The sequence below is a fragment of the Marinobacter sp. LV10R510-11A genome (assembly GCF_900215155.1).
GTDB lineage: Bacteria > Pseudomonadota > Gammaproteobacteria > Pseudomonadales > Oleiphilaceae > Marinobacter.
The window spans coordinates 3,308,326-3,327,905 of sequence record NZ_LT907980.1 but is presented as its reverse complement, the minus strand read 5'-3'; the positions used below and the strand labels follow the sequence as shown (position 1 = coordinate 3,327,905).

General features: G+C 52.8%; 18 protein-coding genes. 12 read left to right on the top strand and 6 right to left on the bottom strand.

Annotated elements, in window-relative coordinates:
- The first annotated feature begins 91 nt into the window (after positions 1-91).
- Positions 92-823, top strand: coding sequence for a DUF3581 domain-containing protein (locus tag CPH80_RS16090; RefSeq protein WP_096279368.1), 732 nt, complete (start codon positions 92-94; stop codon positions 821-823).
- A gap of 110 nt (positions 824-933) precedes the next feature.
- On the opposite strand, the gene ahpC is transcribed toward CPH80_RS16090, so the two are convergent.
- Both ahpC and CPH80_RS16080 read right to left on the bottom strand, forming a co-directional pair.
- Positions 934-1,497 (bottom strand): alkyl hydroperoxide reductase subunit C, encoded by a 564-nt coding sequence (gene ahpC, locus CPH80_RS16085; protein ID WP_096279367.1) that lies wholly within the window; start codon positions 1,495-1,497, stop codon positions 934-936.
- A gap of 219 nt (positions 1,498-1,716) precedes the next feature.
- Positions 1,717-4,509, bottom strand: a complete 2,793-nt coding sequence (locus CPH80_RS16080) for an EAL domain-containing protein (RefSeq protein ID WP_096279365.1) — start codon at positions 4,507-4,509, stop codon at positions 1,717-1,719.
- Here CPH80_RS16080 and CPH80_RS21730 point away from each other — a divergent pair.
- A complete protein-coding gene (locus CPH80_RS21730; protein WP_143752932.1) occupies positions 4,494-4,739 on the top strand; it encodes a hypothetical protein in 246 nt (81 codons plus the stop codon). The two genes, CPH80_RS16080 and CPH80_RS21730, sit on opposite strands and share 16 nt — an antisense overlap.
- Before the next feature lie 107 nt (positions 4,740-4,846).
- Positions 4,847-6,013: an AI-2E family transporter gene (locus CPH80_RS16075; protein ID WP_096279363.1), complete on the top strand. Its 1,167-nt coding sequence runs from the start codon at positions 4,847-4,849 to the stop codon at positions 6,011-6,013.
- Positions 6,014-6,046: 33 nt separating this feature from the next.
- Here CPH80_RS16075 and CPH80_RS16070 read toward each other — a convergent pair whose 3' ends face one another.
- The 4 genes from CPH80_RS16070 to CPH80_RS16055 form a co-directional block, all read right to left on the bottom strand.
- Positions 6,047-6,238 carry a hypothetical protein gene (locus tag CPH80_RS16070; RefSeq protein WP_096279361.1) on the bottom strand — a complete coding sequence of 64 codons (192 nt, stop codon included), beginning with the start codon at positions 6,236-6,238 and terminating at the stop codon, positions 6,047-6,049.
- Between the two features lie 32 nt (positions 6,239-6,270).
- Positions 6,271-7,191 (bottom strand): lysophospholipid acyltransferase family protein, encoded by a 921-nt coding sequence (locus CPH80_RS16065; protein ID WP_096279360.1) that lies wholly within the window; start codon positions 7,189-7,191, stop codon positions 6,271-6,273.
- A gap of 92 nt (positions 7,192-7,283) precedes the next feature.
- On the bottom strand, positions 7,284-8,186 hold the full coding sequence (locus CPH80_RS16060; RefSeq protein WP_096279358.1) for a GGDEF domain-containing protein: 903 nt from the start codon (positions 8,184-8,186) through the stop codon (positions 7,284-7,286).
- 35 nt (positions 8,187-8,221) lie between these two features.
- A complete protein-coding gene (locus tag CPH80_RS16055) occupies positions 8,222-8,941 on the bottom strand; it encodes a pseudouridine synthase (RefSeq protein ID WP_096279356.1) in 720 nt (239 codons plus the stop codon).
- A 417-nt stretch (positions 8,942-9,358) separates the two neighbouring features.
- Here CPH80_RS16055 and CPH80_RS16050 point away from each other — a divergent pair, with 417 nt between their 5' ends.
- The 9 genes from CPH80_RS16050 to CPH80_RS16010 all read left to right on the top strand — a co-directional run bounded on the left by CPH80_RS16050 (position 9,359) and on the right by CPH80_RS16010 (position 19,535).
- Entirely contained in the window at positions 9,359-10,729 is a 1,371-nt protein-coding gene (locus tag CPH80_RS16050) for a flavin-containing monooxygenase (RefSeq protein ID WP_096279354.1), read from the top strand.
- The gene (locus CPH80_RS16045; RefSeq protein WP_096279352.1) at positions 10,726-11,817 is read left to right on the top strand and encodes a DMT family transporter; all 1,092 of its coding nucleotides are present in this window, start codon (positions 10,726-10,728) and stop codon (positions 11,815-11,817) included. The genes CPH80_RS16050 and CPH80_RS16045 overlap by 4 nt, the downstream gene beginning before the upstream one ends.
- Before the next feature lie 15 nt (positions 11,818-11,832).
- Positions 11,833-12,126 carry a hypothetical protein gene (locus CPH80_RS16040; protein WP_096279350.1) on the top strand — a complete coding sequence of 98 codons (294 nt, stop codon included), beginning with the start codon at positions 11,833-11,835 and terminating at the stop codon, positions 12,124-12,126.
- 271 nt (positions 12,127-12,397) lie between these two features.
- Positions 12,398-13,327, top strand: coding sequence for an ABC transporter substrate-binding protein (locus CPH80_RS16035; RefSeq protein WP_096279349.1), 930 nt, complete (start codon positions 12,398-12,400; stop codon positions 13,325-13,327).
- A gap of 121 nt (positions 13,328-13,448) precedes the next feature.
- The gene (locus CPH80_RS16030; RefSeq protein WP_096279347.1) at positions 13,449-14,501 is read left to right on the top strand and encodes a quaternary amine ABC transporter ATP-binding protein; all 1,053 of its coding nucleotides are present in this window, start codon (positions 13,449-13,451) and stop codon (positions 14,499-14,501) included.
- 17 nt (positions 14,502-14,518) lie between these two features.
- Positions 14,519-16,579 carry an ABC transporter permease gene (locus CPH80_RS16025; protein ID WP_096279345.1) on the top strand — a complete coding sequence of 687 codons (2,061 nt, stop codon included), beginning with the start codon at positions 14,519-14,521 and terminating at the stop codon, positions 16,577-16,579.
- Between the two features lie 147 nt (positions 16,580-16,726).
- Positions 16,727-18,016 carry a cation:proton antiporter gene (locus CPH80_RS16020; RefSeq protein ID WP_096279343.1) on the top strand — a complete coding sequence of 430 codons (1,290 nt, stop codon included), beginning with the start codon at positions 16,727-16,729 and terminating at the stop codon, positions 18,014-18,016.
- A 185-nt stretch (positions 18,017-18,201) separates the two neighbouring features.
- Positions 18,202-18,759 (top strand): LemA family protein, encoded by a 558-nt coding sequence (locus tag CPH80_RS16015; protein WP_413772272.1) that lies wholly within the window; start codon positions 18,202-18,204, stop codon positions 18,757-18,759.
- On the top strand, positions 18,759-19,535 hold the full coding sequence (locus CPH80_RS16010; RefSeq protein WP_096279339.1) for a TPM domain-containing protein: 777 nt from the start codon (positions 18,759-18,761) through the stop codon (positions 19,533-19,535). Before CPH80_RS16015 ends, CPH80_RS16010 begins: the two co-directional genes overlap by 1 nt.
- The last annotated feature ends 45 nt before the right edge of the window (positions 19,536-19,580 follow it).

Sequence of the window (19,580 nt, the reverse complement as noted above, 5' to 3'; positions counted from 1 at the left end):
GGGAAAATAGCGCATATCCATACACGCCCGACCCCGGTACCATATCGGCAGACGTTGCGACGTCACCCCTTGCACCCAGGACAAGTAGCACATGCTTTCAGACCGTTTTCACTCAATCCAGGACGGGCGCGTACATATTTCCGCCGCCCAGGCCAGCCTGTTCGCCAAGGAAGTGGCAGGAGATTTCAACCCGATCCACGATCCAGATGCGCGCCGGTTCTGTGTTCCCGGAGACCTGCTTTTTGCCGTGATCGTTTCACGTTTCGGGCTTTCCCGGCACATGACCTTCAAGTTCCGCGCCCTGCTGGGCGGCGGCGTACCACTGGAATTCATGGAAAACGGTGACGAAACCATTGAAGTGTGCGACCAGAATGGCAAGGTTTATATCGAAGTAACGCGCAGTGGTGAGATAACCCGGGATAAACGGGTTGTCGAAGAGTTTATCCGTTGCTACGTGGCCGCCTCCGGCAAGAACTTTCCCCACACCCTGAAGCCATTAATGGAATCCAAGGATGTGATGTTTAATCCGGATCGCCCCATGGTGATGTATGCGAGCATGAGCCTTACTCTGGACAGGTTGGATGCTGCCTCGCCTGAGCTGGAACTGCATAATGCCGTCCTGGAAGCCAATGGCAAGCGCGGCAATGTCACGCTTGAATACCGGCTGATCTCTGACGGTAAGCCCGTGGGTGAGGTGGCGAAACACCTCGTTTTGGGTGGGTTAAGGCCTTACTGCCCAGATGCCATGGCCGGTGTGCTTGAAGAGTTTTATCGTTTGAAGGCTCGCGGATCACGATACGGTGTAGACACCGTAGAATCGTAAATCAGACTCGTAAGCCGTAAACACAGAAAACCCCGGAATTCTGGGGTTTTCTGTTAGTAGCAAGCCTGTAAAACGAGCCACTACTGTAAGTTTCCCTGTTAAGCGGAAACTTAGATCTTGCCAACCAGATCCAGTGAAGGAGACAGTGTTGCTTCGCCTTCCTTCCACTTGGCGGGGCAAACTTCGCCCGGATGCTTGCGTACGTACTGCGCGGCCTTAACCCGACGCATCAGCTCAGACGCATCACGACCCACGCCTTCTGCGGTGATCTCTACGGCCTGAATGATGCCATCCGGATCGATCAGGAAGGTAGCGCGGTCTGCAAGGCCCTGGCCTTCACGCATGACACCAAAGTTGTTGGTAATACTGCCGTTTTGGTCGCCAACCATGAAGTAGTTGATCTTACCAATGGTCTCGGAGCTGTCGTGCCACGCTTTGTGGGTGAAGTGCGTGTCTGTGGATACAGAGAATACTTCAACGCCCAGTTTCTGCAGCTCTTCGTACTTGTCCGCAACGTCGCCGAGCTCGGTCGGGCAAACGAAGGTGAAGTCTGCAGGGTAGAAGTAGAAGACCGACCACTTGCCTTTTACGTCAGCTTCGGAGATTTCAACGAACTCGCCCTGTTTGAAGGCAGTTGCGTTAAACGGTTTAATTTCACTATTGATCACGCCCATGGAAAAACTCCTGTTGGTTTGTTTGCGTGTTGATGAATCTACGGTCACTACGTTAACCAATAAGCCGGCTTTGGGAAAATTGATTATTCCCAAGTTCACGATAGGCGGTGCCTATTAACGCTTATCGCGGCAATAAAGATCAGCGCCCAGCCTATGGTATGCTCCGGCCGAATATTAGCAATACGTGTTGTAACCATCAGGTTGACCGTCACCGGCGGGTTAGGCAGATCCCGGCCCTTGGGCAGCAGCGTTTTCACGAGATTCTAGCCAGCGACCAAAATCCGGCAACGCAAGCGGCCGGGCATAGAGGTAACCCTGTGCCAAATCACAGCCGTGAGCGCGAAGAAACTGTTCATCTTCAACCGTCTCCACACCTTCGGCCACAACCGTCATGCCCAGTTCGTGAGCCATGTTGATGGTCGAGCGAACAATCACTTGGTTACCGGGCGACTCTTGGATATTCGACACGAACGACCGATCGATCTTGAGTACCGACGCACGCAGGCTCTGCAGATAAGCCAAGGAGGAATAGCCGGTACCGAAATCATCAATGGCGAGCGTGGCGCCGCTGTCCACCAGTTCGCTGACCAGTGCCAGCGCCCGATCTTCATTCCCCAGTAAAGCCGTTTCCGTTATTTCACACTCTATCGCGAAATAGCCGCTGCTTGAATTCAACAAGTCTTTGAGGCCGGCAATAAAGTTGCGATCCTGGAACAGGCGCGCCGAAAGGTTGAGCGCCATGTTCCGCGGCCAGCCTTTTTTCTCCCATTCGGCCTCCTGAGCGAGAATGGTCTCTACCACCCAGCGCGTCAAAGGTACGATCTGCCGGGAGTTTTCAGCCACTTCAATAAGCTGGGTAACAGGTACAACTTCACCAGCGTTTTGCGGCCAGCGCAGGAGAGCCTCGCAGCCTATTGGCGTCAGGGTGCTGAGATCCAGCTTGGGCTGGTACACCAGATAAAAGGCATCGTTATTGATGTGTGTGCGTATGGCCGGCACCAGCTCAAGCCTGCGCATGGCGGCCTGGCTGTCACTCTCGCTAAAGCATCGAACCGCAATCCCTTCTTGTTTGCCCAGCCGCATGGCATCGGTTGCTTGGCGCAGCAGAATTTCAGCCTGTGTGGCCAGGTTGCCTTGGTGTGATTGATCAGCAGCGTTTTCTTGGCGGCCATATTCAGCGGCGCCAGCGGTTGCGGAAATCTGTAACGGTATATCTCCGGTGATCGCCAGGGTAAGCGGGCTTTCAACCTCTTCCAGAAGCCGTTCACAAAACTGACTGCCTCCTGCTTCAAATCGCAGGCCCGGCAACCACAGCGCAAAACCATCACCTCCCATGCGCGCACAGTGGCCTAGATTGCCTACATACACCTCAATGCGCTGAGCTACGGCTTTGAGCAACTGATCGCCCGCAACGTGGCCGTATGTGTCGTTTACTTCCCGGAAGTAGTCAATATCAAGACAGATCAGGCAACCCGACTGGTGGCGCTCTAGGGTCTCATCAACCCTTCCAAAAAAAGCCGACCGGTTGAGCAGGCCTGTAAGGCTATCGTAGGCGGCGCGGTATTCAAGTTCACGCTCCCGCGCAACGCGCTCGCTCAGGTCGCGAAGCACTACCGTAAAGATGGCATCTCCGGAGGTAGCCACACGGCTGACCGTCGCCTGAACCGGAATATGCTGGCCTACCCGAGTCACAACATAGGTATCAAACGGCGAGCTGGGCAGCGCCATCAAACCGAGTCGGGCATCTGGTAAACAGCCGCTAAGCCGGGAGTTTTCCATGTCACTTTCGGTTCTGTCGCAAAGCGTCTGTATTGACTGGTTGGCTTTGGTGATCATCCCATCCCGATCCACACACAAAATGTAGTCGTTGGTAGTGGCGACGATGCGATCGAGCAGTGCTTCGTTATCCCGGAGGCTGATTTGCAGCCAAAAACGATCCAGCGTCGCGCTGTCGAGCCGGGCAAGGTTGATCGCCACGTACACGAGCGCAGTCAGGAAAAGTGGTTTGAAGACATCAAGGATCAAATGGGCCTGAAGATAAGCCAGGCCAAACACCCCAAGCCAGACCACAATGATCAGGCCCAGAGCCTGCAGGCCACGAAGCCAGCCGCAACGGCTGAAAACCAGCGTAGCGCCAAGCCAGAACAGGGCGAGAATTATAAGCCCCGCCACAGGTGCTACAGCATACAGGCCGCCATTACGTTGGGTTTGCGCCCCAAGGGCCTGCACAACCGCCCCGGGAAGTACATGATGGATAGGGGTGGCCAGGTTGTCGCCTAACTCAATAGCGGTCGAGCCGATAATAACGTCGCGGCCCCGAAGGCTGCGCTCGGACACCCTGCCTTCAAGAAGATCAATAAAACTGACGTAGCGAAAGGATTCGGGGGAAATGGTGTAATCAATCCAAGTGCCGGTGTCGGCCTGTTCCGCCAGCGCATTCCAGGCGCCCCGATAAAAACTGTCTTGCCAACCGAAACCAACCGAAAGAAAGCGCACCAAGCCATCATTTGACGGGTACATGTTAACAGACACCAGCTCAACACTGCCGGCCAGCTTCGGCAAGGGGCGTCGGATCATCAAGTCTGAATCCATCTGGCTACGATGTTGAACGAAAACCGGCAGGAATGTGGGCACTGTTTCGGCCATCGAACGGATAGCACTTTCCAGTTCTGCGTCACCGCCGAGACTTGATGCAGCACTAAAATCCACATCAACCATTAAGGAGCGGATACCGGCCTGGCCGAGCGCATTGATTGCAGTCGCATATACACTTCGGGGCCACGGCCACTGACCTATTGCTTCGATACTTGCGGAATCAATTTCAAGAATTAGCAGATTGCTGGGCTGCTCTTCTACGAACAGGCCAACAACTCGGTCACGAAGCCCCGTTTCAGGGCGTTCCAGCAATCCCGGCCAGAGCAGGAGTGCAAAAACGAAGACCGCCAGCAAGGCTGAAAAGACAACCTTACTGGCCGGGCGTGATCTAAAGCGGCGGTTTGTATCAGCAGACATACTCGTCAGTCATCATCATCATCGTCGTCATGGTCGTGACCATCGTGCCCGTGTCCGTGTCCGTGTCCGTGTCCGTGTCCGTGTCCGTTCCCGTGGTCATCATGACCATTGCCATTGCCGTTGCCCGTGCCGCCTCTGCCTATATTGAGCTAGGTAAACCTTTGACCATGGAGTCGGAGCATCAGGATAAAAACCCAAGACTGACCGGCCGCCTGACTGTCTATTTCTGACACCACTGAAATTGACGAATTATTACAGTTCTGTTGTTTTTGTTTGCAAGTCGCCATAGCGGTCTACACTGAGCAGGACATAAGGCCGGTAAAGAATCATAAGAGCCATGGAAAACAACGGGCACAATGAGTTCCGCAACACCGAAGTAGATGATAGCGCTGTGCCCAAGGCTGCACTGATCGAAGCCGTGAGTATTCGCAGCATGTCGTTGGTTGCGCTCACATGCATCGCCACTCTCTTTTTTATTGACTGGGCGCAGCCTGTGTTGCTTCCACTGATGGTTGCCGTGCTAATCAGCTACGCCCTCGACCCGCTAGTCTCAACGCTTGATAACCTTAGAATTCCCCGCCCCTTAAGTGCAGCCATCATACTGTTTCTACTGCTCGGCGCTGTCACAGGCGCAAGCATTCCTCTACAAACGGAAGCCATGGCCATACTGGACAAGGTTCCTACGGCAATCACTGAGTTTCGACGTAATGAGGCCAAGTCTCCGAACCAAGAGGAAGGCCTCATGGAAAAAGCGCAAGCTGCAGCACAAAAAATCGAAGCATCAGCCGCGCAGGAGAAAAATGACAATAATCCGACGCACCAGAGCGTAACGCCTGTACGCGTGGTGGATAGGCCAATGGACGTTCAAGAATATATCCTCAGGAGCTCGCCTGCGGCATTAGTGCTTGTTTCTCAGTGTTTCTCGGTTTTGTTTCTGGTGTATTTCATACTGGCGGTCGGGCCACTCTATAAACGCAAAGTCGTGAAGATCTCCGGCCCCTCGTTCGGGCGAATGCGCAAAGCCGCCCGGATTATGAACGAGTTTCATCATCAGGTCCGGCGCTTTTTGTTCGTGATGCTGATTGGCTCTCTGTTTGTGGGTTTACTGACCTGGCTGGCCTTTATGGCCTTGGGAGTAGAGCAGGCCTTGTTCTGGGGCGTGGTTGCCGGAGTAGCAAGCGCTATCCCGTACCTGGGGCCATTTCTGGTGTTTATCGGCACCGGCATTGCCGCATTTATTCAGTTTGGTGAGATGGATACGGCAATCATTGTAGCAAGCACCTCACTGGCGATTACCAGCGTTCAGGGGTACCTGCTAACACCCTGGTTAACCAGCCAGGTTTCAAGCCTCAACCCCGTGGTGATCTTCGTCGGGCTTCTGTTCTGGGGCTGGCTCTGGGGCCCCGTGGGGTTGATCATCGCCACCCCCATATTGATGATCATCAAATCCCTGTGCGACCACGTGGTAAACCTGCGCCCTGTGGGTGAGCTACTGGGCAAATAAACGCGTACTTGGCCTCACTCTGAGGCCTTCTTTTCAGTCAGATACCGAGCGAGGGCTCCGTAGGCGGGCAACGACTTGGTAACCGATATGGCTGAATGCATGAAACCTTTTAATCCTCAGAGATCTGATGTCTACAACAAGTTCCACGCCCGCTGTTTTGAGCAGCTCCACGAACTCTTCAATGGTGCGGGTAGAATGACCGACGGTATAAAATGGAAGTGTCATATCGCATACAGCTCCGTTACCTGCTGCCTAGTTTAGTAGATTTTATCCGCTCCTTCGGGGCGGGTTTTAAACCGTTTATGCAGCCACAGGTACTGATCAGGCTGTTCGCGAACGGTGTCCTCAATGTATCGATTCCAGATCTCGGTATCCTTCTGCTTATCAGCTCCGAAACCTTCTTGTACCGGTGAGAACACCACGCGATAACCCCCATCAGGCATTCGCAGGTGGCTCACGCAAAGAACCGAGGCACCAGATACCTTTGCGATATAACTCGGGGAGGTAATACAACCAGTTTCCACACCAAAAAACGGCACGAACAGTTCCGTTTTGCCGCCAAAATCCTGATCACAGGCAAACCAAACTTCCCCGCCCTTCTTCAGAAAAGACACCATGGGCCGCAATTCACGCTTGGTAAACGGCCGGATGCCGAAATGACGACGACGGCCGTTTTCGATCATGCGATCAATAACTGGGTTGTTGTTAGGTCGGTATACGTACCCAGGTTTCTTTAGGTGGCAGGCAACAAGCGGTAATGCGAAGTCGAAAATACTGTAGTGGCCGCCAATCAGCAGCACGCCCTTGCCCTTGTTCTGGGCTTCCCTGAGATGCTCCAAACCGTGCACCTCGGCTGCTTGGCAATAAGGCGACACATCGCGCCACCACGCATGAGTGCTTTCCAGAAAGCCGCGACTGCATGCGACAAAGTTATCCTGTGCCAACTGCTTGCGAGCCTCTTCATCCAGCTCAGGAAAGCAAATGGCAAGGTTGCGGTCAGCCACATGCGCGCGGGATTTAAGCTTGCGGCTCAGTAAAAGACCTAACCGCTTTCCCAGTCGCTGTTTCGCGGACATCGGCAAAAACGACAGCAGATATAACACGAATACAATCGCCCATGAGGGCCATAAACGCGGGTGCCAAAGCTGCGGTTTATTGTTTTTTGACGATCTGGGCATACATCATTGCCTGCTCAAAATTGGCCAGTGAGCCTGACATAATTTGGACCCACAGTGTAAATGATACTATGCATTAATAGCTGATCCCATCATCAAACCGAAACGACTTGGTTTTTCCCTCTTCGTTTAGCTTCATACAAAGCCGTATCCGCCCGCTTCAGGGTATCTTCATATGATCTGTCTTCAGCCATCACCATTGCCACGCCGAAACTGACGGTCGCGGAAACACCATCAACGGAAAACCGGCTCAGCCCCTGCCTGAAACGCTCGCACAACCGGTTAGCAAACTGCAGTGCGTGCTCTAGTTCGGTATTCGGCAGAGCAATAACAAACTCATCACCCCCGAAGCGACAAGCGGTATCCGTTTTCCTAAGCTCAGGCAGACAAATGTCGCCAACCGCTCGGATTAGTTCATCCCCCGCATGGTGACCATGCGTGTCATTAATCTTCTTAAGGTGATCGAGGTCGAACATCAAAATGGATATGGGCACCGAGTGCCGCTCAAAGGTTTCATGATGAAGCGTAAGGTCACGCTCAAGCTTTCTGCGGTTGAAAAGCCCTGTGAGCTGATCGGTGTCGCTGAATTCGCGCAGTTTAACTTCCAACTCATGTCGCTCTGAGATATTACTCGCGACCCAAAGCACCACAGACTCGCCGCCAACAAGAAAATCGAGAGCCTGAATACGCCCTTCAAACCAGATGGATTGTTCGGGCCCTTCATCGCGTAAACCTTTTACATCCTTCTGGCTCAGCTCGTACTCTTTGATCAACAACTTACCGGATTCCAGCGCCAGCTCGATCTGCTCAAGAAACCAGTTCGCCTTCTCGGCTTTAACTACATCGGACACACGCAAACCGACGAGCCCACTGCCGTCATGGTAATAACGCGCATCGCGCCCGCCAAACACCGCCACATATTTGCCGCTGCGGGATAATATAAACGCTGGGTCTGGCAATGCCTCGAGTACGAGGGCCGTCTGCTCAACATTAATCATAAAGCGTTCTGCGAAATTGTTAGAAAAAGCCGGGTTTACAATTGTGCGCCCTCTCCATGCCCATATACGGTGGATGGATGGAACAACCTACTATGCCCTACCTCAAGCCCATCAAAGGAAAGATGCCCGACAGAAACTCTATGGAGCGCCAGCACTTCGTTTTGAAAATAGCCAAACATTCGCTTCACTTGATGATACTTCCCCTCAGTCAGCGAGAGCCTAGCGGTGTATTCAGAGAGTATCTCTAAACGTGCCGGCTGGGTTGTAATCTTTTCATACGCAAAATAAATACCGTTTCTAAAAACCGAAATATACTCATTATTCAACGGTTTAGATAAAGTGACTTCGTACGTTTTTGTGAGCTTTGTCTCCGGTAAACTTATCTTTCGCGACCATGCCCCATCGTTGGTTAATAACACCAGCCCCGTTGTATTAAGGTCCAAACGTCCAACAATGTGCAGTTCATTCTTCTGAGGGTGCTGAATAAGATCCAATACGGTAGGGTGCTTGGCATCCTTAGTCGCACTAACAACTCCTCGCGGCTTATTTAGCATTATATAAACGGGCTTGTTATCCCGCAAACAAACGTCATCTAACGAAATATGAGTAAATCTTGTTACCGTTTGTTGAATGGAATGCGCCACACGCCCATCCAAAAAAACACGCTTTTGAGCAATTAAAAGGCGCGTATCGGAAAGCGAAAAAGCGCTGTTCTGACTGATAAATCTATCCAGCCGGCTGGTTTTAGACTTCATAGCATAATCACATTCACCGCAAGACGGATCACTCGATCCGGTTCGATTCGCCCTGATCCAGGCTGGTATTCCGGTGGCAGCAAAACACGGGAACCTGAAACGTGATAGGGTGCCACTCTGATCCGCGAGCTACCAAGTATTTTTCCTATACTTGACCCACTCGAGCGCTTTCCTTTTGCGTTTTCTCGAAATCTCGCGTTCAGATCGGCGGTCTGCCCGCCCCCGGCCTTCTGTTCCTTCCCTCAGATGCTGCCTTCATCTTGTTGCGCCATCGGTTAACCCGGGTTTGGTGCGTCTCACTGCGAAACCTCATGGCTTGACCGTTACCGGTCAGAGCTGAGCGCTTTTTCGCTTTCAATCGTCGCCCGAGCCGCTCTCGCCTGGCGCACGACACAACGCCTGTAAACAGGAGTCATTATGACTTTTAGAGTTGCCATTCTAGGCGCCGGCCCGAGCGGCTTGGCCCAATTACGTGCCTTTGAAGCAGCCCGCGACGCCGGTGCTGATAATCCCGAGATCGTGTGCTATGAAAAGCAGAGCGACTGGGGCGGCATGTGGAACTACACGTGGCGCACCGGCCTGGATGCCTACGGCGAGCCCGTCCACGGCAGCATGTATCGTTATCTATGGTCAAACGGCCCCAAGGAGTGCCTGGAGTTCGCGGATTACAGCTTCGAGGAGCATTTCGGTCGCTCTATCCCGTCCTACCCTCCGCGTGCCGTGCTGCGCGACTACATCATGGGGCGCGTCGCCAAGAGCAATATGCGCCAACACATCCGTTTTAACACCGCCGTGCACTGGGTTGACCATGACGAGGCCACCGGTAAGTTCACAGTTACGGTGCGGGACCTCAAACAGGACGAACTGAGCACCGAAGAGTTCGATCACGTTATCGTCGCCACCGGGCACTTTTCGACCCCCAACGTGCCCTATTTTGAAGGTCTGGAGCAGTTTCCCGGCCGTGTGCTCCACGCCCACGATTTCCGCGACGCTTGCGAGTTCAAAGGTAAGGATCTTTTGCTGATCGGCAGCAGCTACTCCGCAGAAGACATAGGCACACAGTGCCACAAGTACGGCGCCAAATCGGTCACCTTCAGCTATCGCTCAAAGCCCATGGGCTTCGAGTGGCCGGAGTCCTTCGCCGAAGTGCCGTTGCTCACCGAAGTGATCGGCAAGACGGCCCACTTCAAGGATGGCACCAGCAAAAAAGTCGACGCGATCATCCTGTGTACCGGGTATCAGCATCACTTCCCGTTCCTGCCTAACGAACTGACGCTGACCACGCACAACCGGATGTACCCGGAAGGCCTGTACAAGGGCATCGTTTCCCTGGCCAATCCCAAGCTGATATTCCTTGGCATGCAGGATCAGTACTACACCTTCAACATGTTCGACGCCCAGGCCTGGTATGCCCGTGATGTAATGCTCGGCCGCATTACACTGCCGGCAAACGACGCCATGGCGGCCGATAGCCGTGAATGGGTCGCCCGTGAGCTGAAGCTCGCCGACCCCGTCGACGAAATCGATTTTCAGGCAGCTTACATACAGGATCTGATTGAACCTACCGACTACCCAGCGTTCGATGTAATTGCCGTTGCCGATATTTTCAAGCAGTGGGAACACGATAAGGAAGCGGACATTCTTGGGTACCGCAACAAGAGCTACCGCTCCACGCTCACGGGCACCCTGGCGCCTGTGCATCATACGCCCTGGATGGATGCGATGGACGATTCTCTTGAAGCCTTCCTCAAGGTGAAGCAAACCCAGCCGGCAAAGGAGACTGTATGAATCAACCAAGCCTGAGCCAGGCTCGGTCGCGATTCACCTCCAGCAGCATCCGCTGGGGCTTTATGTGGGCCCTATGGGCCGCCGTGCTCTGGGGTGCCTGGTACGTGCCAGGATCCGCGGTGTGGTTTGAAGCGCCCTATATTAACTTGAGCTTCGATACCAATGCCCAGTTTCTGCTGGCAGCGGCGGTACTGACCACCTTCAACGCCATTGCCGTGTTGTTCTTTCTGTTTGTCTGGAACGGGGTATTGGGCAAGTTGGGGGAATACGTTCGCACCATCAAGCAGATGCGTTATATATCCAAGTGGTTCTTCATCGGCGCCATATTTGGCGGCCCGATGGCCATCTTTGGCTCGTATCTGGCGATCGGCTACATCGGCGGGGCCTTCGCGGCCATTTCAGCGCTGATGTACCCCATCATCGGCGCCACCCTGGCCAGGCTCTGGTATCAGGAGAAGATCACCAAACGCGCAGCGGTGGGTATTTTTATCATCCTGGCAGGTGGCGTGACAGTCTATGCACCCGGCATTATTGCTGAAATCACAGGCACCGGCGACGCCGGCTGGCTTGGCTACCTGGGCGGCGCAATGGCCGCGATTGGCTGGGGCGTAGAGGGTGCAATTGCAGGCCGCGGGCTAGATGTGGCCGATCCGGATGTGGGCATTACGGTGAGGTTCACAGCCGAAGTCCTGTATTGGGTTCTGCTGATTCTACCAGCGATCTACCTCTTCACCGACCAACCGGTGGTGGAACTGGTCATCGCCACATTTAACTGGGCGGTCATCGGCTGGCTGATGCTGGCGGGCGTGAGCTTCGCCTTCTGCTATGTCTCCTGGTACAAGTCGTTCCCACTGATCGGCGTTGGGCGAGGGCAAGCGATTGCGGCGTTGTACGGGCTTTTTGCCGTCATCTTCCTCGCCGCGTTCACCCTCGAATTTCCCGCGTGGAACTTTCTTGCAGGCCTGGTCCTGTTTGTGACCGGCGGGGTTGTCATGTTCACGGAAAGTGACGAAGTGCTGGAGGTAGTCCGTGCCGTGTCGTCCGACACCAAAACGGCTACCGCCACCGCTAGTGCGGCCAACTCATGATCATTGGAGCAAACCATGAATAAACTGCATATGAAGGGCCGCATTCTCCAGCTAATCAATGACCAGCAGCATACTGGCATCTGGGACTGGCAAATCACCGATGCGGTGATGAGTGAATACGGTCTTAGCGGTGCCTACTGGCGCGGCAATACCCGCGTCACACTGACTGATCTGTTCTCCAGCGGCATCATCGAGAGTGTTAAGGAGAAACTGGATGACGAGGCCTATTTTGGCGCAGGCCGTGTGTTGTTCAAGTTCAAGCTTAACGACTTCGGTCGCCAACGGATGCGCGACATCGCATTGGCTTGATAGCCGGTGCCACTTACGACTCTCACCAAGGAAAAACCATGTCTGATTTCTGGGGTTTTCCGGGGGCGGATTTACTCGCCGTCGCCGTCATTATTGTGCTCAGTAGCCTGGCTCTGTACCAGGCACGCACCTTTGTAACCAAGCTCTAAACACCAAACGCTGGCCCACCTGATTTTGGTGCGAAAGATAACGAAACAGGACTTTGCCTGTAATCAAAGAAAGAAAGAAAGGAATGATTAACTATCGATAATAATACTATCCGGAGATATAGATGAAGTTTTTAAACAAACTTGCTACTGCTGCCGCAGTTAGCTCACTAGTACTTGGCGCTACTGCAGCCCAGGCAGACTCGAAAGAGCCTATTGTAATCCCTACCCATAACTGGACCAGCCAAATCACTATGGCCTACGTTATTGGTGGTATTTTTGAAAGCATTGGCGACAATGTTTCTTACGTGCCTGCTGATAGCCAAGCGGTTTACGAATCAATTCGTACCGGTGACGTCACTATTGGTCACGAAGTATGGCAGTCTACTTTTGGTAAGTCTTTCAATAACGCTTTAGACGCTGGCGGCATCATTGATGTGGGCAAGCACGCTTCTGCTACTCAAGAAGAGTGGTGGTATCCTGCGTATGTAGGCGAACTATGCCCTGGCCTACCTTCCTGGGAAGCACTAAACGATTGTGCTGAGCTGTTTGCAACTCCGGGCAGTGGCGGCAAAGGTCGTTATCTGGACGGCCCGATGGACTGGCATGGCCAGGAAACCCTGGACCGTATCGAAGCACTCGACATGGACTTTACAGCCAAGTTTGCCGGGTCTTCTGGTGCACTTTGGGCGGAACTGGAGTCAGCAGCTAAAGACAATCGTGCAGTCGTAGTCTTTAACTGGTCACCTAACTTCACCGATGCCGGTTCAGGTGGCAGTTTCGTTAAATTCCCCGCGTATAGTGAAGGCTGTAAGAAGTCAGATGGCGGTGATGGCAAGTGTGGTTCACCACCAGCAGGTTGGCTGAAAAAAGCAGCTTACTATCAGATGCCTGCGAAATGGCCAACAGCTTACAAAATCTACAACAACATCTCCTTTACTAAAAGCGATATCGGCAACATGGCTGCATTGGTTGACATCGATGGCATGAGCCACGAAGAAGCCGCGACTAAGTGGCTGGCTGACAACGAAGCAACCTGGAAAGCCTGGCTGTAAGCCAAGCCCGCTGACCTGAGTGCGCTGCATTCAGGTCAGGCCTTGTGGTTCGTTATTCAACACAAGACCCTATTGCCAAAAACATATCGTTTTAGCACTTCTTTTTTATCGGGATTTAATTATGTCAACAACAGCTCAGCCGGTTATTAAGTGCGATTCTGTCTATAAAATTTTTGGCGATAACGCTGTAAAACTTTTGAAACAGTCGGGCGGGAAAGTAGAAACAGCCTCATTACTTGAAGCAGGCTGTGTCATCGGTGTTAACAACGCCTCTTTTGAAGTGCACAAAGGTGAAATACTCGTCGTCATGGGCCTGTCAGGCTCTGGCAAATCAACCCTTTTGCGCTGTATTTCACGCCTGATCGACACCACTGCAGGCGATATCTTTATTGATGGCGAAGACCTGCTTGCCATGAATGCAAAAGAACTCATCAACATTCGTCGTAACAAAATGGGCATGGTATTCCAGAGCTTTGCCCTCCTGCCTCACAAAACAGTGTTAGAAAACATTGCGTTACCATTACAAGCGAAAGGCATGAGCACAACCGACAGCATGGACCGTGCGATGGACATGGTAAACCTGGTGGAGCTCACAGGTTGCGAAAATGACTTCCCGCGCCAACTCTCTGGTGGTCAACAACAACGTGTCGGCATTGCTCGCTCATTGGCGGTGGAACCTGATATCTGGTTCCTCGATGAGCCATTCTCAGCCCTGGACCCTCTGATTCGCAGGGAAATGCAAGACGAGTTCTTGCGTTTACAAAGTGTATTAAATAAAACCATTTTATTCGTTACCCACGACTTTGACGAAGCGCTACGCCTTGCCGACCGCATCGCCATTATGAAAGACGGCGTCATCGAACAAATTGATACCCCAGCCAACATCGTACTCAACCCAGCCACGGAATACGTCGCCAAATTCACCCGTGGAGTGCCACGCGAACGCGTACTCTCTTGCCAAGACATCATGGGGAAATATGATGCCTCTGCAGAGATGAGTGACATCACGGTATCTAAAGATGCCATTATCGGAACCGTAGCAGAATCCGTGCTAACCGAGCCAAAACCAGTGGCTGTCACTGATGGCGACGACAAGATTGTTGGCTCTTTAAACAGCAGCGCCATAATACACATCTTGTTTGGTGACACTAACAGCATGCCGGTTAACAACTAAGCTCTGAGCCCAATCTAATGCAATATTTTACCGAACATAAATGGATTCAGTTTGTCGCCTTACTAGCGGTGTTCTTTGCCCTTGTAATGGCCATCGATCCAGCCACAGGGGGCAACTTGTGGCGCATACAAGAGACCGTGTTCTGGCTGCTGCCTGACGTTGTTAACGACGGCCTTGAGTTCCTCATTAATGATTTCTGGGTCGTAGAGATCTACGATGCTGAGTTAGACCTCACCGAAGAATCGACCATGATGAAAGAGTTTACTCGTGCCCTGTCTGGCGCGGTTCTCTTTAGCATTAATCTGATTCGTGAACTTCTATTAGGTGGCGTTAAAACGTTTGTGGCCTTTACTAGCTGGGACTTCATCAGCGAAAACAAGTGGGCTCGAATCCCTGCAATGCCGTGGCCAGCTGTTGCTGCTGGTGTATTTTTAATAGGCCACTATCTTGGTGGCCGTAAGCTGTCTGTTTTAGCCGGTACCAGCATCATTTACATTGCTGTATTTGGTCAGTGGACACCCGCCATGCAAACCTTATCCTTTGTTTTAGTGGCTGTGCCCATATCGGTTTTTCTGGGGTTAGCTTTGGGCATCACTGCCTATAAGAACAAAACCTTCGAGTCCATCTTGGCCCCACTGTTAAACGTGGCTCAATCCATGCCTCACTTCTCATACTTGATCCCAGTGGTGGTCTTCTTTGGTATTGGTGACCATGCTGGCGCTATTTCAACGGTTATTTTTGCCACCCCCCCAATGATCCGCTTAACCATTTTAGGCCTTAAAAAAGTCTCTCCGGAAGTGTTGGAGGCTGGCATGATGAGTGGCTGCAACCCACGCCAACTCATGTTTAAAGTGCTCATCCCTACAGCACGCCATGACATTTTGATCGGTGTTAACCAGGTCATCATGCAGTGTTTAGCCATGGCCGTCATCGCATCGTTTATTGGCGCAAGGGGTTTGGGCTACGACTTGCTGGTATCATTGAACATGCTCAATATAGGCCAGGCCCTCGAACTTGGTGTGTCTATTGTATTGATTGCTGTGGTGCTGGATAAGTTATCCCTGGCCTGGGCTAACAAGCAGGTCGATTACTTCGCTGACTCACCATTCCATTTGCGTCATAAGTATTCGCTAGCCTTCTTAGGGATTTTGATCTTCACCTCTGTTATTGCCTATATTGCGTCGATGGTTTTCCCAGACAAGGCTAACTACCTCTACTTCATTGATGAATCACAAGGGTTCACTACCGAAAATTTCTGGGACCTTATCGTTGACTGGATTATCACCAACACTTACGACAGCGTGCAAAGCTTCAACTTCTTCATGATCACCTCAATTTTGATGCCCATGAAACAGGCTTATTTATCGATGCCAGTCGCTGCAACCCTGTTCCTGGTTGCAGGCACAGGTTATATTGTTGGCGGCCTTCGCTCTGCTGTTGTCGTGACAGCCCTCATTGCTTTTATTGCTTTAACGCCCTGGTGGGACCGCGCCCTTATTACAGCTTATATGGCCACCTTCGCAGTCATAATTTCCGTGATTATTGGTTGCAGTGTCGGCATTTTGTGCTCTCGAAGCCCCCGGGCAACTAAATTTATATTACTGGTTTGTGACACGTTTCAGACATTCCCGTCGTTCATCTACTTAATTCCCGTCATCATGTTATTTGGTGTGAGTGATTTATCAGTGCTTATTGCGGTGATCGTATACGCCACAATCCCTGCCACACGTTACACCGTAGAAGGACTGAGTAACGTGCCTAAAACCTTGCAGGAAGCAGGCTCCATGTCAGGGGTTAACCGCATGCAGAGGTTATTAAAAATTGAACTGCCTTTGGCATTTCCACACATCATGTTGGGCATTAACCAGACCGTCATCTTCTCGTTGTTTATGATTATCATCGGCGCCTTTATCGGTACCGACGACTTAGGTCAGCTCATCATGCAATCTTTGTCTGAAGCCAACGCTATGGGCCAAGGCATCGTGCTCGGCTTATGCGTTGCCTTTATCGGCCTCGCAGTAGACCACTTGATCCATACCTGGGCAGAGCAACGAAAGAAAGTGTTAGGGATCGCTTAACTAACAAATCTCAAGCACCGTCATTCGCCTCAGAAAGTTACAACGGTTTCACCTTACCGCGGCCGGCCTTGCTTTCCAGCGCACTGAAATCTATGTTTATTCATAGAACAAGTGTATGGAATTCAATCCGCCACCGCTGGGTCACCCATGACCACTGCAATCTGGTTTATATTGCTTGGCTCGCTGTTGCTGGTAGTGGGCTTCACCGCGTCGTATATCAAAACGGTTCCTGCCACATCGGCCATCGTGTATCTGGTTTTCGGGTTTGTTGTGGGGCCGATGGGCTTTGGCTTGTTCCATTTCAATCCGCTGGAAGAGTCGGCCTTATTGGAGCTGCTGACTGAGATCGCAGTGCTTATTTCACTGTATTGCGCCGGCGTAAAAATGCCGGTGCCGGTCAACTTCTCGCGATGGCGTACGCCTCTGCGGCTAGCCGTTGTCTCCATGACGTTGACGGTCGGCCTTGTGGCGTTATTCGGTTACTACTGGCTCAGCTTGCCGCTCGGTGCAGCCGTGCTGCTCGGTGCTGTGGTGGCGCCCACGGATCCAGTGCTGGCGACCGAGGTGCAGACTCGTCACGCCGACGACCCCGACCGATTGCGTTTTGCCTTAACCTGCGAGGCAGGTATGAACGACGGCAGCGCCTTCCCCTTCGTGATGCTCGGCCTGGGTTTGCTGGGGCTTCACGATCTTGGCGATAGCGGTTGGCGCTGGCTAGCAATGGATGTGGTCTGGGCCAGCGGCGCGGGTATCGGTATTGGTATTCTGGCGGGCTGTGGTGTCGGTTGGGCCGTTCATACGACCCGCAAGACGTTTACACACACGGAGTTTCTGGAAAACTTTCTGGGGCTGGGGCTGATTGCCTTTGCCTATGGCTTCAGTCTGTTGGTGGGTGCTTGGGGCTTCCTGGCAGTCTTCAGTGCCGCAGTGGCGTTGCGGCACACTGAATTGAAGCAGGTCGGTCTTACACAACGCTACTCGTGTGCGGCCTCCGAAGAGGCTTCTGAAAAGAGTGAATCTTATCCCATCGTCCACATTCACCAAAGCTCCCTGGCCTTTAACGAACACCTCGAAAAACTCGCTGAAATTGTGCTGGTATTGCTAATCGGCGGGTCGCTGTTTTGGGACTCATGGAGTTGGCGGGCCGTTGGTTTTGCGGCCTTCGTGTTCTTCATTGCTCGCCCCGTCAGCGTTCACCTGGGTTTGCTCGGAAGCAAAGCACCCATGCGCCTGCGCAATATGGCAAGCTGGTTCGGGGTGCGAGGGATTGGCTCGCTGTATTATCTGATGTACGCGATCCAGCACGGGCTGCCAGAGAAGATAGCACTGGAGTTGATACACCTGACCCTGGCTGTGGTTGCCCTTTCCATACTGGTTCATGGCGTGAGTGCAAAACCAGCCATTGCCCGCTTTTGGCGGTCCCGAAAGATGGATTAGGCCTGTTTTTCGATAATCCTTGAGAACTCAACTGGCTGTCCTGATGCGGGTGAATGTGAGATCCTCGCATATATTCTTGGCCCTTAGTTCAAGTGCCTCGTCCATCTTCAGGGAATCTCGACACCATGCAAACACGGCCAACCCGTACCCCCCTGCACTCATTGCGACAACTGACGGCACTACTCATGCTGGCGTTTCTGCTGACTGGCTGCGGTATTAACAACATTCCCACCTACGACGAGAAGGTTAAGTCCGCCTGGTCGCAGGTTGAAAATCAGTATCAGCGTCGGGCCGATCTAGTCCCCAACCTCGTGGAAACGGTCAAAGGCTTCGCTAAACAGGAAAAAGAGACTCTCACTGCCGTTATCGAGGCGCGTTCCAAGGCAACCTCCATTCAGGTTGATGAAAGTATTCTTAACAACCCCGAGAAGCTCAAACAGTTTCAACAAGCGCAGGGTGAGCTTAGCAGCGCACTGAGCCGATTGATGGCTGTCTCCGAACGTTACCCAGACTTGAAATCGAACCAGAACTTTCTCGCATTGCAATCGCAGCTCGAAGGTACAGAAAACCGGATAGCCGTGGCCCGCCGCGATTTTATTCAGGCGGTAGAACGCTACAACACCGAAATCCGCACGTTCCCTGGCAAAATTTGGCACGGCATTCTTTACAGCGATATGGAGCGGCGTGAAAACTTCGAAGCCACCGCTGAAAACGCTGATGAAGCGCCGAAGGTTGAGTTTTAATGCAGTTTTCTTCGCGCTACTCTTCGTGCTTCTCCGTTGCCGCCTTCCTTGCCCTGATCGTGTTGCCGGTATCAGCGGCCTTGGCCCAGTCCACCCCGGAGTTCCCGGAACTGAGTGGTCGCGTGGTGGATAAAGCCGGGATACTTAGCCCAACCACCGAATCCCAGATTACCCAGGTGCTCCAAGCCCACGAACAGGGAACCACCGAACAGGTTGTCGTGGTTACACTGCCTGATCTGCAGGGCTACCCCATAGAAGACTACGGCTATCAATTGGGGCGGCACTGGGGCATTGGTCAGAAAGGCGAGGACAATGGCGCCTTGCTCATCGTTGCCCAGAAAGAGCGCAAGATCCGAATTGAAGTGGGCTACGGCCTAGAGGGTCGCCTAACCGATGCGGCTTCAGCCACTATTATCAACCAGATTATGACGCCTGCGTTCAAGCAGGGTCAGTTTGAGCAGGGTATCGGCAACGGTGTCGCCGCCATGGTGCAAGTTCTGGGAGGCGAACCGTTAGCCGTGCCGAAACGGGCCGCCGACGGTATTCAAGAAAAGCCGAATCTCTCCCTAGTGTCGCTGTTTTTTATGATCATTATGGGCGTGATTTACTTCATTGGTGGTGGCCGGGGTCGTGGCGGGCGCGGCGCAGCACTACTAGGTGGCGCATTGCTAGGCGCCAGCATGGGCGGCCGTGGTGGCGGCGGATTCGGTGGTGGTGGTGGTTTTGGCGGTGGGGGCGGCGGCTTCGGCGGCGGAGGTGCCTCCGGTGGCTGGTAACAACACCACACTTTCCGACAGAACAGCCTTTAACCCATTAAAAAG

Coding starts and splice junctions, on each gene's coding strand:
- ahpC (WP_096279367.1), bottom strand. CDS start 1,497: ATGGGCGTGATCAATAGTGAAATTAAACCGTTTAACGCAACTGCCTTC.
- CPH80_RS16065 (WP_096279360.1), bottom strand. CDS start 7,191: ATGCCCAGATCGTCAAAAAACAATAAACCGCAGCTTTGGCACCCGCGT.
- CPH80_RS16025 (WP_096279345.1), top strand. CDS start 14,519: ATGCAATATTTTACCGAACATAAATGGATTCAGTTTGTCGCCTTACTA.
- CPH80_RS16075 (WP_096279363.1), top strand. CDS start 4,847: ATGGAAAACAACGGGCACAATGAGTTCCGCAACACCGAAGTAGATGAT.
- CPH80_RS16080 (WP_096279365.1), bottom strand. CDS start 4,509: ATGTCTGCTGATACAAACCGCCGCTTTAGATCACGCCCGGCCAGTAAG.
- CPH80_RS16050 (WP_096279354.1), top strand. CDS start 9,359: ATGACTTTTAGAGTTGCCATTCTAGGCGCCGGCCCGAGCGGCTTGGCC.
- CPH80_RS16070 (WP_096279361.1), bottom strand. CDS start 6,238: ATGACACTTCCATTTTATACCGTCGGTCATTCTACCCGCACCATTGAA.
- CPH80_RS16090 (WP_096279368.1), top strand. CDS start 92: ATGCTTTCAGACCGTTTTCACTCAATCCAGGACGGGCGCGTACATATT.
- CPH80_RS16035 (WP_096279349.1), top strand. CDS start 12,398: ATGAAGTTTTTAAACAAACTTGCTACTGCTGCCGCAGTTAGCTCACTA.
- CPH80_RS16055 (WP_096279356.1), bottom strand. CDS start 8,941: ATGAAGTCTAAAACCAGCCGGCTGGATAGATTTATCAGTCAGAACAGC.
- CPH80_RS16040 (WP_096279350.1), top strand. CDS start 11,833: ATGAATAAACTGCATATGAAGGGCCGCATTCTCCAGCTAATCAATGAC.
- CPH80_RS16045 (WP_096279352.1), top strand. CDS start 10,726: ATGAATCAACCAAGCCTGAGCCAGGCTCGGTCGCGATTCACCTCCAGC.
- CPH80_RS16030 (WP_096279347.1), top strand. CDS start 13,449: ATGTCAACAACAGCTCAGCCGGTTATTAAGTGCGATTCTGTCTATAAA.
- CPH80_RS16010 (WP_096279339.1), top strand. CDS start 18,759: ATGCAGTTTTCTTCGCGCTACTCTTCGTGCTTCTCCGTTGCCGCCTTC.
- CPH80_RS16015 (WP_413772272.1), top strand. CDS start 18,202: ATGCTGGCGTTTCTGCTGACTGGCTGCGGTATTAACAACATTCCCACC.
- CPH80_RS16060 (WP_096279358.1), bottom strand. CDS start 8,186: ATGATTAATGTTGAGCAGACGGCCCTCGTACTCGAGGCATTGCCAGAC.
- CPH80_RS16020 (WP_096279343.1), top strand. CDS start 16,727: ATGACCACTGCAATCTGGTTTATATTGCTTGGCTCGCTGTTGCTGGTA.